General features: G+C 49.3%; 9 protein-coding genes. 6 read left to right on the top strand and 3 right to left on the bottom strand.

Features of this window, described 5'->3' with window-relative positions:
• The first annotated feature begins 1 nt into the window (after nucleotide 1).
• The 4 genes from P9J64_10300 to P9J64_10285 all read left to right on the top strand — a co-directional run bounded on the left by P9J64_10300 (nucleotide 2) and on the right by P9J64_10285 (nucleotide 5203).
• Nucleotides 2-1807 carry an ATP-binding protein gene (locus P9J64_10300; protein ID MDG5468706.1) on the top strand — a complete coding sequence of 602 codons (1806 nt, stop codon included), beginning with the start codon at nucleotides 2-4 and terminating at the stop codon, nucleotides 1805-1807.
• A 43-nt stretch (nucleotides 1808-1850) separates the two neighbouring features.
• Entirely contained in the window at nucleotides 1851-2441 is a 591-nt protein-coding gene (locus P9J64_10295; GenBank protein ID MDG5468705.1) for a flavodoxin family protein, read from the top strand.
• 369 nt (nucleotides 2442-2810) lie between these two features.
• Nucleotides 2811-3851 carry an ethylbenzene dehydrogenase-related protein gene (locus P9J64_10290; GenBank protein ID MDG5468704.1) on the top strand — a complete coding sequence of 347 codons (1041 nt, stop codon included), beginning with the start codon at nucleotides 2811-2813 and terminating at the stop codon, nucleotides 3849-3851.
• Between the two features lie 170 nt (nucleotides 3852-4021).
• Nucleotides 4022-5203, top strand: coding sequence for a HAMP domain-containing sensor histidine kinase (locus P9J64_10285; protein ID MDG5468703.1), 1182 nt, complete (start codon nucleotides 4022-4024; stop codon nucleotides 5201-5203).
• Between the two features lie 154 nt (nucleotides 5204-5357).
• Here the strand turns inward: P9J64_10285 and P9J64_10280 are convergent, their stop codons facing one another.
• A complete protein-coding gene (locus P9J64_10280) occupies nucleotides 5358-6695 on the bottom strand; it encodes a multiheme c-type cytochrome (protein ID MDG5468702.1) in 1338 nt (445 codons plus the stop codon).
• A 156-nt stretch (nucleotides 6696-6851) separates the two neighbouring features.
• Between P9J64_10280 and P9J64_10275 the strand changes: the two genes are divergently transcribed.
• Nucleotides 6852-7904 carry a TRAP transporter substrate-binding protein gene (locus P9J64_10275; GenBank protein MDG5468701.1) on the top strand — a complete coding sequence of 351 codons (1053 nt, stop codon included), beginning with the start codon at nucleotides 6852-6854 and terminating at the stop codon, nucleotides 7902-7904.
• 119 nt (nucleotides 7905-8023) lie between these two features.
• Here P9J64_10275 and P9J64_10270 read toward each other — a convergent pair whose 3' ends face one another.
• Nucleotides 8024-8647 carry a LysE/ArgO family amino acid transporter gene (locus P9J64_10270; GenBank protein ID MDG5468700.1) on the bottom strand — a complete coding sequence of 208 codons (624 nt, stop codon included), beginning with the start codon at nucleotides 8645-8647 and terminating at the stop codon, nucleotides 8024-8026.
• A 115-nt stretch (nucleotides 8648-8762) separates the two neighbouring features.
• The gene (locus P9J64_10265) at nucleotides 8763-11468 is read right to left on the bottom strand and encodes a PAS domain S-box protein (protein MDG5468699.1); all 2706 of its coding nucleotides are present in this window, start codon (nucleotides 11466-11468) and stop codon (nucleotides 8763-8765) included.
• Between the two features lie 314 nt (nucleotides 11469-11782).
• Here P9J64_10265 and P9J64_10260 point away from each other — a divergent pair, with 314 nt between their 5' ends.
• Entirely contained in the window at nucleotides 11783-12535 is a 753-nt protein-coding gene (locus tag P9J64_10260) for a TylF/MycF/NovP-related O-methyltransferase (protein ID MDG5468698.1), read from the top strand.
• Nucleotides 12536-12545: the final 10 nt, after the last annotated feature.

Raw genomic sequence — 12545 nt, 5'->3', positions numbered from 1 at the left:
CGTGATTAACAACCAAGAAAAATCAAGCATATCACTTGCCGGCAGGCTGACCCTGGCCCTTACCGCAGTGGTTGCCGTGGTCACCTTTCTGGCTGACGTCTGGTTCTATTTCGACGCCACCCACAAGGAAGAAACCCGGATTGAAGCAAAAGCCAGACAAATAAGCACTTATCTCCAGGGGGCCTTATCTCTCCCTCTCTGGGAGATAGATGACCAGGCGGTCAAGATGATCGGCCAGACCCTGATGGAAGATCAAACGCTTAGTGCTGTAAATATTCAGGATTCCGATGGCAACCCTATCTATACACAACACAAGGACAATGGAACCATTGCCCTGACTCATCTCGTTTCAATCGAGCATCAAGATAGTGTTGTTGGAACGGTACAGGTAAATTTTTCCGCAGAAGCAGCGCGTTTGCAAACGGAAAAATTACTCTGGGCCAACGTTATCATCCTTCTGGCTGTTCTTTTGGCGATCTCCTTGAGCACTGTTTACCTGATAAACCGTCTTCTCAGGCGCCCCATAGAACAACTTACAGCGGTCGCCAAATCCTTTGCCCAGGGGCCTCACGTGGATTTCGACACAATGCCGAGGAGTTATCGAGAATTTCATCCCTTGCTGACCGTACTCACGGAGATGGAAGACCAGATCAAGCGACAGATCTCTGAATTAACCGAAAGCTCAGAACGTTTTCGTCAAGTCGCGATGACAAACTGGGTATGGGAAACAGATGTAGAGGGAGTTTACAAATATTGTTCGGACAATGTTGTCGACACATTGGGCTACACCTCTGAGGAGATGCTAGGCAAGACGCCATTCGATTTTATGGTTGAGGACGAAGCTGTCAGGATTAGAGGTCTTTTTGCTGAGACTGTTGCCAACAAGAAACAGATAGTTGATCTGGAGAATTGGAATATCAGCAAAGGGGGAGCTAAGGTCTGCCTGCTGACAAACGGTGCCCCGTTTTTTGATGAGGAAGGCAAACTCATCGGCTACCGCGGTGCGGATAAAGATATAACGGATCGCAAACTTGCCGAGATCGAGTTGACAAAATACCGCGAGCAGTTGGAACTTCTCGTTGAGGAGAGGACGACCAAGCTAAAAGAAGCACAAGAGGAGTTGATTCAAAAGGAGCGCCTAGCCACCCTTGGCAGATTAACCGCCACGGTCAGCCATGAACTCCGCAATCCCCTCGGAACGATCCAGACCGCACTATTTTCAATCGAGGACAGTCTTCAGCGCAAAGATTATTCCCAAGGGACCCGCTCTCTGGAACTGGCCGAGCGCAGTATTGGCCGGTGTGTCGCAATCATTGAGGAATTAAACAGCTACGCCCGTGTTAAAGAACTGAAGATTGCAGAGGCATCTATTGACGATTGGTTGAGAGCTGTATTAAAAGAGCAGAGCATCCCAGAGGAGATATCCTGCGAGTTGGATCTCTCCATCGGGATTCGGCCATCGTTCGACCAGGAAAAACTCCGCCAGGTCGCTGTCAATCTCATCACCAATGCAGTTCATGCTCTTCAGGATAAAACCTCAGGGAAAAAGCTTCTGCGGATTTCCACACATCTTCTTGATGACAATTATGAAATTCGTTTCAGTGACAATGGAATCGGAATGTCGGAAGACATCAAAGAGAAGGTATTTGAACCCTTATATTCTACAAAGGGGTTTGGGGTTGGGCTCGGCATGGTGGTTGTAAAGAATATTGTCGAACAGCACCACGGTGAGATATATATCGAGAGCAAAGAAGGCAAAGGTACGACTGTCACCCTTCGATTACCACTCCACTTTTCGAGAGCATAAATCAGCTATTTCACAAACATTTGGTGAGGGATGGAGAAGGAATTTGAAAATCATTTCGATAAATGGAAGCAGGAGGAAAAAGGGTAATACAGATTTCCTCATTCAATCAATATTGAAGCCTCTTCAGCAAAGTGCGACGCATGTTGAATCTATCGTCCTCGGAGATTACACCATAGGTGCTTGTACAGGCTGCGAATGCTGCAGCAGCTCTTGGCAGTGTGTCATCAAGGATGACTTTCAATCGCTGATAAAGATGATGGACGAGGCGGACGGAATCGTTCTAGCTTCGCCAACCTACTGGTACACAGTAACCTCTGACATGAAATGCTTTATTGATCGCTGCTATAGCCTTGTTCAATTCCCTAAAAATCGTAGTGAATGGATTGGGAAATATGACGGGGCGGGCAAAAGCTGTGTGACTGCAGCCGTATGTGAACAAAAACAGGAAGCAAGTATGGGCAACACCCTGACACTCCTTACGGACTTTGCCAAAGATATCGGCTTAAACGTTGTCGATTCAGTGAAGGCTCTAAATTGCTTTGAGGCGGGAAGCATTCAAAAGGAAAAAGCAGCTTTGACAGACGCTGAAGCAGCAGGGCAGCGATTTTTACAACAGCTGAGATCTTTCATTTAAGCCATCCACAACATAAGCCCCATCCGTCAGGTAGGCACGTGTTCATTATTCTCTGCTGCCTCGCCCTATGAGAGCAGGGACTCTCTCACTTTTTATTCTCCGGCCCTTTTCTGAGGCATTACTTTCCTTATTTATCGCCAGCGAGAGCATCCAAAAACCGTTTCGTAAAGAGCTGATGTTTCAGATTTATTTTAAGGGCGGAGGCACAGCTATCTCAATTATTACTATTATGGTATTATATCCCAGTAAATGGATAGTATTTGCAGCTATTCCATTAATCACAAACGCCTTTTGCCACACTTTTAAGACGTAAGCTTTTTTCACATGCGGAAATACAAAAAGGCACCAACTCCAGCCAAGGGAAACACCATGAAATCAATTTATCTAATTAGATCTTTAACCCTGCTTGCGGGTCTGCTCTTCATCGGGGCAACGGCACAGGCAGCCACAACCCTGACGAGCGTAAAAACGGATAAACCGGTTCTGCTCTCAGGTACGGCAGACAAGGTCTGGAACAAGGCTGCCCCACTGACGGTGAAACTCGACAACCTCCCCTACGAGCCAAGCAACGGCTATGACGGCATGAAAGAGACGACGGTAACCATGAAGTCGCTCTATGACGATGACTACATTTACTTCTTAGTTCAATACGACGATCCCACGGAGAGCCTGGCACGGTTCCCCTGGGTCAAGCAGCAAGAGGGCACATGGAAACAGTTGCAAAACAAGGACTCTACAGGCCACGACAACACCTATTACGAGGACAAGGTCGGCATCTTCTGGAACATCAATACCGATGGCTTCGCAAATGAGGGTTGTATGATCTCCTGTCACATGGACATCGAAGGTGACACCTCTGCAGGTCGTAAATTCACCAACAAAGAAGGTGAAACTATTGACATGTGGCACGTCAAGAACGTCAGGACCAGCCCACTGGGGCAAGTTGACGATCAATTTGTCGACAGCACCAGTGATGGCAAAACCAACAAAGGCTGGGGCCGAAAAGGTGACGTCAAAACCGGCGGCGGCTACGTAAACAACGTCAATAAAGACAAGACCGCTCCAGCCTACATGAACTACCCTCCCAGTGCGCAAGCTCAGTACTATATTCTACCGAGCCTGAAAACTCCGTTCGTCGACATTTTCAAGCCTGGCGACGTGGTCCCCGGGATAATCATCGATGCCTTCCAGGGGCCGCGTGGTGATATCGAGATGCGCGGCAAGTGGGACAACGGCTTATGGAGCGTGGAAATTCGCAGAAAGTTGGTTACCAGTGGGGATAAAGCCGATGTTCAGGACGTTCAGTTTGACGACTTGAGCAAACTCTACCATTTTGGCATCTCGGTTTTTGACAACAGTCAGATCAACCACCTGTACCACGACGACACTTTAATTCTAAAGTTCAAGTAAAACTCACGTACATTGAAGAACAACAAAGCCCGTCAGAGGGAATTTCTCTGGCGGGCTTTGTTGTAAAAAAAGTCTGACCCATCTTTCTTTGACCGGCAATACTAACTTGCTGTAGGTTAAGGCCTTTGCTTACAAGATAAATTCTTTTGGGGTGGGCTTCAAACATGGACATGATGAGCACAAACGATTTAATCCTTGAATGCATCAGAGCCTTTGTTCTGATCGCATTACTGTTAATTCTCTTTTACAGGGGCAAGCTCACTTCACTTGCTGGCCACCCGGGGTGGAAGCAGATCCTTATAGGTTTTACCCTGATCACTTTTGCAACGATTCTGGATATAACCGATGAGATCCCGGGGCTTGAAAGGTTCGTCATCATAGGCGACACAATCATTGAAGCGTTCCTAGAAAAACTCCCTGGCTACCTCCTAGGGTTTATCATGGTTCTGGTCGGTTTTTATAAGATGATCCCCTCTCTGTTAAAAGCACAGGAGGCCGAAAAGGAATTGGCAGAACATAGGGAACACCTTGAGCAACTTGTCAAGAACCGCACTCAAGAACTTGAAGGGGCGCAAGCGGAGTTACTTCAACAAGAGCGACTGGCCACCCTGGGCCAGTTGACGGCTACGGTCAGCCACGAGCTTCGCAATCCATTAGGCACGATCCAGTCCGCCTTATTTTCTATAGAAGAAAGCCTTGAGAGCAAAGACCGCCAACGTGTAACCCGCCCTATTGAGTTAGCTGAGCGCAGCATCAATAGATGTGTCAAGATTATCGAAGAGTTGACGAGTTATGCCCGAGTTAAGAAACTGAGTCTTTCTAAAGCTTCTGTTGATCTCTGGCTGAATAATGTCATAGAAGAGCAGCAGATCCCGGAAACTATCATTGTCGAACGTGACATGGGAGTGAATCTGCAAGCGCAGTTTGACCAGGACAAGCTTCGCCAGGCTATAGTCAACCTCATCAGCAACGCCATACATGCTCTTGAATCGAAAACATCAGACCAAAAGGTCATGAGCATTTCTTTAAAGCCCCTGCAGGACATGTATGAGATACAAATCAAGGATAATGGCATTGGCATGCCCGAAGAAGTTAAAGAAAGGATTTTCAACCCGCTTTTTTCAACCAAAGATTTCGGTATAGGGCTCGGGATGGTCATCGTTAGCAACTTGGTCAAACAACATCGGGGTAAAGTCTATGTGGAGAGCCAACAAGGGGAAGGCACAACCATTACACTTCGCCTCCCGGTGACCATCGACGGTCATGATTGCGAGGACGCCCCCCCTTGCACTGATCTCCGGCCGGGCAAAAGTTTGGCCTCTGCCGGTAAGCGCACCGACGATTTTCTTTAGCCGTTCAAAACAAAAAAAGAGCAACAGATAAACAATCTGTTGCTCTCTGCACGGCAACTCGAACAGTTAACACTCTGCCGAACCTTGTCATTAATCCAAACGGCCTGCCCAAGTTTGCTCTTTTTCTCTTTCCCCCGACATCGCAGCGATTCGGCTAGAATTTAACCTTCGCTTGCGCCGCGGCCATCTCAACACTAACAACCGGCGGCAAAGCTTCACCCGTCTGTTCAAAAATTGCATCCAGAGAAGCTTGTGTCATCGATCGATACATGAGGCGTGAGGTGACCTTGTAATCACCTTTACCCGGTAACGCGATGCGATAGGTTTCGCAGTCCTTGCCCTTTGCGGGAATGCGCCTGTCGTAGCCAATACCATGGGCTTGCCAGCTCTTACCCGTCAAATTGCCCTCTGCATCTTTGAAAAGAACCCGGAAGAAGACTGCGTTCGGGTCGACGTAATTTTTGTCATCAACCATTCCTGAGCTGTAGACCAATTTGCCCTCGCTATCGACCACCTCAATCTGCAGCCACATGATGCGGATATATGTGGTTCCGGTGGGAATCTTGTGGCCGGCACCAACATTGTGAACATCCACTGTCAGCTCAAGAGTTCCGTCATCCGTGATCTTCTCAGCAAGTTTGACCTCGGCGGCGGCACGCAGGAACTCCCGGGATAGTTCCGCCTGCTCGTGGTTGCCCATCTCATCCTGAGCATAAGAGCTGCCACCGATAAATCCGTGAAAAGCGAGGTTTTCGCGTGGTTTACCCATCAAGGCCGCACGACCTGGCGATTTGGTGATCCCGGGTGTGGGTGTCATGTGACAATCCTGGCAACGGATACCTTGCTTGCCATATTCGTTGTTCTTCCAGTCGTCCCAAGTATCAATAATATGCGTACCGGTGGCAGGATGGATGACCATATGACAGGAGCCGCAGAAATCTGCTTGAGTATGAATTTTCGTGTTTTTCACCTTGTGATAAAGTGATTTGCCATCTCCACGGGGCCCTATTTTCACGTTACCGGGTGCCGAGACATGCCCCATGTTGTACATATTACTCACACCTGACACCGTGTGGCAAAAGTCACAGGAGATACCACGAAGCGAGGCAGCATCGAACTTGCTTCCATCTGCTGGAGGCAACAACCCTGTGCGCGCCGCAATGGGAGCATGACAGGCGCCACAGAGGACATCAGTAGCACCGTCGGTCTGCTGATGAGCCAGAAGAAAATCAGGCTGATACCACTTGTCCTCCCATGCGTAAGCATGCATGGACTTCGACCATTCATTATAGATATCACGATGACAGGTAGAGCAGACTTTGGGGTCCTCAAATGCGCCAGGCTTAAACAATTGGGGTGTTGCTGCTTTGGTTTCATCGGCTGTGGCAACGGCCTCTGCCTGTGCCGCGCCACTCGAAGCGTGCAACCCTTCTCCTCCACAGAATAGAACCAAAAGGAAAACGGACATGACAAACAAGACCAAATGTTTCATACCTTAAACTCCTTACCGAGAGACACCATTAGAGAAGACCAAGAAAGAATATCCCGAAGGCTTGCCACCTGTCCACCTCACCATTGATTTTTTCTCATAAATGAACTAGCATCAGGCCGCTACTAGAAAAACCTCTCAATTTAAGGAGTCCCACAGATGCATGCCCTGAAAATGTCATTCTTCATTCTGTTCTTCGCACTCTCCACCTTAACGGGTACTTCAGCTTTCGCCGCCAAAGGCAAGGACCCGACAGCGAACTGGAAACCCAAGTTCGATCCGAGCGGCGCGCAACACACCTACCTGTTGTCATGCGTTGGACACCCGGCGATCGAAGGTGTCGGCGTTGGCTACCGTATCCGTGACAAGGTCTGGGAAAAAAGTGATGGTCGTCTCTTCGTTGACTTCAGACCCCTTTCACAACTGGGTGGAGAGAAGGACGTCATTCGCAAACTGCAGATGGGAGCTGTTCACGGCATGATGAGCTCTTCCGTTGCCGCGGCCAATGTAGCGGACACACTCGGCATCGTAAATCTTCCCTATGTCGTTGACACCTTTGAGAAGCTGGACCATTTTCGGGAAACTCCGAAACTCTGGCAACCCTTTCAGGATGCTGCGCTGGAACAAAACATCGTCGTCACAGACGTCACCGGTTATGGCTCATATGGCTGGGCAACCAATTCCCCCGTCAAGAACATCGTTGAGGCAAAATCGATCAACTTCCGAATCGCCCAAGCTCCGGTCAACATTGACTTCTACAAAGCCTGGGGGCTCAAATTTACCGTAATGCCTTGGCCTGATGTCCCTCAAGCGTTACAGACGGGCGTCATTACCGGCCTTGACCACACGCCTATCGTTTGCAACATCAGTGGCAAATTCAATGTAGCGAAGAATTATACCCAACTCGACTATGCACAGGGCCTTTATATTCACCTAACCAACACACGCTGGCTGAACAAACTCCCGCAAGACCTTCGCCAGATCCTCCTCGATACAATTAAAGAGGAAAGTGCCGTTGCCCGCTCTCTGACTCAAAAGCAACAGGCCGAGCAGATTGAGGCTGCCAAGGCCAGCGGCGTCTCCTTCTATTCACTCTCTTTGCAAGACAGGGATCAGCTCATAGAACAGGCCAAGCCGATGTACGAAAAATGGGGAGAGAAAATTGGTGCCGATTATTTGAAAGTGGTGCGGGACGAACTGGCTAAGCAATAAGGCGGGAGAACATAGCTTCGTCACAACCATAAACGCCATGAGAGAGACCCTACAGGGTCGCTCCTTGTCTTTGTACTAGGATCCAACTTTTGAGCCTTTGATTACTGCAAAATGATGGATTATGCCGCAAACAGAATCGGCCAGAGCAGGCTTCCCGCAATCGCCCACATGATCCCGCCAATCAATACATCGAGGATTTTCCAGGCACTCTTTTTACGAAAGAGAGGCGTCAGAATACGGGAACCGTAGCCCAAGCCGTAAAACCAAAGCATTGAGGCACAGACAGCACCGATGGCGAAAGAGGTCCTTTGGTTTTCAGGAAACTGGCCCGCGATACTGCCGAGAAGAATGACCGTATCGAGGTAGACGTGTGGGTTTAGCAGGGTCAGAGCGAGAGTTGTCGCAATGGCCCAGGTTAACCCTGAGGCCGGCTGATCTGACGGATCAACCTCCATGGCCTCCGCTTTAAGCGCTGATCGGAAAGACTTCACTCCGTAGACGAACAGAAAGAGGGCTCCCCCCCAGCGGGCAGTCAGCATAAGACCTTCTGACGATGCGACCAAAGCTCCAAAGCCGCCGACCCCGAGGAGAATAAGCAACGCATCACACAAAAAACAGATACTGCAGATGGTGAATACGTATTCCTTCCTCAAACCCTGGCGCAGGACAAATGCGTTCTGACTGCCAATCGCAATGATCAGGCTGGCACCAAGGGTGAAGCCTTGTATGATTGGGGTTAGCATAGGTTTCGCAAAGCTGCAGAGGCCAATTTAAAAGGTTTATACAAAGCGGTCATCTCCGCAATAGGTATCTTCAGGGAATGAAACTTCAAACTCCGCAACAATAAAAAATACGCCATTAAATATCTGCGACATGATTCACTTTATCAGGAAGAACGCGCAGCATCTCATCCACCAGCGCCCTGGTCGTGAATGGCTTGCTCAAGTAACCGTCAAAACCCATCTCCAGATATTTCTCCCGATCACCAATGAGAGCAAAAGCGGTTAGAGCGATCACTATCTGGGGCTTTCCTTTAAGCTGTTCGAGTTCACGCAAGAGAGTCAGGGCATTGACACCATCCATCACCGGCATCTGAATATCCATGAGCACAAGGTCAAAAACATTCGCCTTGAAGAGATCAATGGCGATCTTGCCATTGCCGGCGTGCGTGACCCTATGACCAAGGTTTTCCAGAATTGTTGTTATAATCTGAGTATTGACAGGATTATCCTCCGCCAGCAGGACATTTAAAGTAGGGCCTTTCCACAATGGGACATCGCTCCCGGCAAGAGACTTTTCTGCGATATGGCCGGTCTTTCTCTTTAAAGGGAGGATTAAGTGAAAAGTACTTCCGGCCCCCACCCGACTCTCAACACGTAGACTTCCTCCCATCAAGGCGGCAAGACTTCGACTGATGGACAGGCCCAACCCTGAGCCACCGTAGGTCTGGCTATTGACTCCGGGAGCCTGTGCAAAGGGCTCAAAGATTTTTTTCAGCTGATCTGTCGGGATACCGATGCCGGTATCTTTGACAGCGACATCAAGAAGGACCCTGGCACCCGTTTTTTCAAGCAGAGAGACCTCAATTCCGACCTCTCCCTTTTCCGTGAACTTGATTGCATTGCCGAGAAGATTGAGCAGTACCTGTTGAATCCGCAGTGTATCACCAATCAAAAGTTCCGGAACCGCCTTATCAATACTGACCTTCAAGGAAAGATCCTTCAAAGAGAGCTGCTGTTCCAGAAGAGAGCCGAGCTTTCGGATGAAATCATGCAGTCTGAAACCTTCCGGTTTTATAGCAAGCTCTCCTGTATCGACCTTCGACAGGTCAAGCACATCATCGATCAATAAGGACAGGGTGTTAGCGGAAGAGTTGATTGCTGCGAGGTATTCCTGCTGTTCCGGATCCAACGCGGTGTCCTCCAACAGTTCACCAAAACCGATGATGGACGTCATGGGGGTGCGGATTTCATGGCTCACTTTTGCCAGGAACAGGCCCTTTGCGCGGTTGGCGGCCTCAGCAGCTTGCGTGGCTGCCAGCAGCGCGGCTTCATTTGTCTTGCGCTCGGTAACGTCCTGAACCATGCCAATGGAGCTGATGATCACGCCGTTGGCATCGCGTTCATGTCGACATTTTTCATACACATGGCGAACTTCACCTGTATCTTGCCTGACGATCCTGTGCTCGATCTCATAAGTACTCCACCCGTCACGCAGAGAATTTGAGTAGGCAGCATCAACTGCGGCACGATCCTCGGGATGAACAACTTTCAGAAATGCGTCATAGCTAAAATCAAAGGTTTGGGGATCAACCCCGAAGAGGCGAAGAGTCTCTTCAGACCAGGTCAACTGATAACTGGCAACATCAAGATGCCAACTACCGACCCGGGCAAGCTGTTTAGCTTGAATCAACATCTCCCGGCTATTTAGTAAGTCTTCTTCAGCCAGCTTCCGCTCGGTGATATCGGTAACAGCGCCCAGTAAGATCAACTCTCCCTCAGACTGTCCCGCCTCACATCGGCTTTTCTCAGAGACCCAGCGTATCTCCTTCTCTTGTGTCACAATCCGGAACTCGAGCGACTTGCGATCCCCCGGCTCCAGACTGAGGAGATAGGCGGTCACGGTTTGTTGGTCGTCCGGGTGAACCAGAGGGAGGAAGCAACCCATCGAGAGCACATCCTTGATGCGGTAGCCAGAGATTGAACTGATCGCGCCGTCAACCCATTGGACCCGAAACGGACTATCTCCTTTCCGCGTACAGTAATGAACGTAATCCGAGGTGAGGCTGGCCAGTCGGCGATAGCTCTCTTCCATCTCCTTGCGCTCGGTGATGTCGCGATCAGCCCCCCTGAAACCCGCAACCTCGCCAGCTGAATTAAATATTGGTGTCGCATTGCTCTCAAGAAAACGATAACTCCCATCCCTGTGCCGCCAACGCAAGACCCAGCCGTGCCAGCCCCGCTTCTCAGCAACAAATTTGGGAAAAAGCTTTTTTGCCGCTTGTGCATCGTCTTCATGCAGGAAATCAGAGTAAACCCTCCCTACAATTTTATCGGGGTCATAACCCAGTAGATTCAAGAGACTTTGATTTGAATAGGTATGCCGTCCTGAAAGGTCAATTTCCCAGATCCACTCCGAAGACGTGTCAAAGATGTTTTGGAGCCTCTCTTTGCTTTCCCGTAGCTCATCTGCCCCTTCCTTACGCGCAGTAATATCGCGATCGATGCCCCGATATCCGCGGAATTGACCTTCCTCATCAAAGATAGGCGTGCCACTCGATTCAATCACAACCTCACGACCATCTTTGTGGCGGTTTATATTGATTAGATTATTGAAGGGCAGGTATTTTTTTGCGACTGGGTCAAAGTGCTCATGGACACGCTCGGCCTCATCAGGATCCATCAGGTCGAAGGCGTTCAGGCCGATCAACTCACTGGGGTCATAGCCGAGCAAAGTTCGGATTTGCGGACTTGCATAGGTAAAACAAGCATTTTCGTCAAACTCCCAGAACCAATCTTGGGAGGACTCTACCATCTTTCTGAAACGGTCCTCTTCATTTGACATGACAGTGGCCTGAACTTGAGGAATGAATATAGCGTCATAAAGCTGCCCTAATTGTACACGAGACCAGGGTCATGAGAAACCTGCTAAACGCTTTTACTTCATTGCAAGCAGGGGAACATTCTCACCACTGAACAGAAGGGAAACCTTAACTTCTTCTATCATCCTGAAAAATTGCGAGGATCTGACTGCAGGGACAGCCTTTACTTTACCGTTCACTTGTCTTAGATTGATGCCGCCTTTCAACTTGATTCACATTTCTCTTCAAGCTATCGTCTAGATCATTCAAATCAAAACCTTAGGGAGGCTCGCAAGCAATGAAACTTGCCAAGTCCATTTTAAAAAAATTTACGCCTTTTTTTCAAAACAGTTCGTTCTTCCTGCAGGGCCAAATGGACATCAACCCCAAGTCCCGTTGGAACAACGCTTCGCTCCGCAGTGAAACAGGTGGCTTCTATCCCAAAGGGGATGAAGACAAACGGCAGGTCAAGAACCTGGAACCCTGGGACAATACGCGCCGGGACATGATCACGCTCATGTTGAGGACTTTAGTCGAAAAGAATATTGAGGGGGCTTTTGCAGAACTCGGAGTCTACAAGGGGAATACCGCACGACTGATTCATCACTACGTGCCGGAACGACAACTGCACCTGTTCGACACCTTTGAAGGTTTTACCGACAGAAGCGTCAGCGCAGAGAAAGGTCATACGGATTTCGAGACCAAGGGCAGCAAATTCTCTGACACTTCGATCCCGAAGGTTAAGCAGTTTATCTCTCCGCAGAACGATAATGTCACTTTTCACCAGGGTTACTTTCCCGACAGCCTGCCCGCAGATTTTCCCGAGCAGAAGTTCGCTTTTGTCCACCTCGACGCCGATCTCTATGAACCGACCATGGAAGGTCTCAAGTATTTTTATCCGCGCATGAGCACCAGGGGCATCATCCTGGTTCACGACTACAACGCCTGGATCGGAGCGCGCAAAGCCGTGGATGATTTCTTCGCTGACAAAGTTGAGCTGCCCGTTCCCATGCCTGACAAAAGCGGGTCTGTGCTGATTATCAAGCAGTAAGCAGCCACGG

Source organism: Deltaproteobacteria bacterium IMCC39524 (assembly GCA_029667085.1).
GTDB lineage: Bacteria > Desulfobacterota > Desulfuromonadia > Desulfuromonadales > BM103 > M0040.
The sequence above is the reverse complement of the archived record's forward strand: the minus strand, read 5'-3'. Positions and strand labels throughout refer to the sequence as shown.